General features: G+C 67.0%; 1 protein-coding gene. It reads right to left on the reverse strand.

The genetic code is table 11. The features are described 5' to 3' along the window. On the reverse strand, positions 1-466 hold a 466-nt coding region (locus tag AC1DYG_RS19625; RefSeq protein WP_477641527.1), incomplete at both ends, for a proton-conducting transporter transmembrane domain-containing protein.

Consider the following 466-nt stretch of genomic DNA (forward strand, 5'->3'; position numbering starts at 1 on the left):
ATGATGTGGTGCGCCACGTAGTACACGGCCCCGGACAGGCCGTGTTCGGTCGAGAGCGCGATGCCGAACACATGATGTGGTGCGCCACGTAGTACACGGCCCCGGACAGGCCGTGTTCGGTCGAGAGCGCGATGCCGAACACCATGTAGCCGATGTGGCTGACCAGCGTGAACGACAGCAGCCGCTTGATGTCGGTCTGCGCGATGGCGCCGAGGATGCCGACCAGCATGGTCAGCAGTCCGCAGACCATCAGCACGTTGTCCAGGTCGCCCTGCGGGAACAGCAGGGTCTGCGCCCGGATGATCGCGTACACGCCCACCTTGGTGAGCAGGCCCGCGAACACCGCGGTGACCGGGGCCGGCGCGGTCGGGTAGGAGTCGAGCAGCCAGGTCGACAGCGGGAACACCGCGGCCTTGATGCCGAACGCGACCAGCAGCACCCCGAAGATCGCCATCCGGGTGCCGGT

It is taken from the genome of Pedococcus sp. P1_H8 (genome assembly GCF_056405175.1).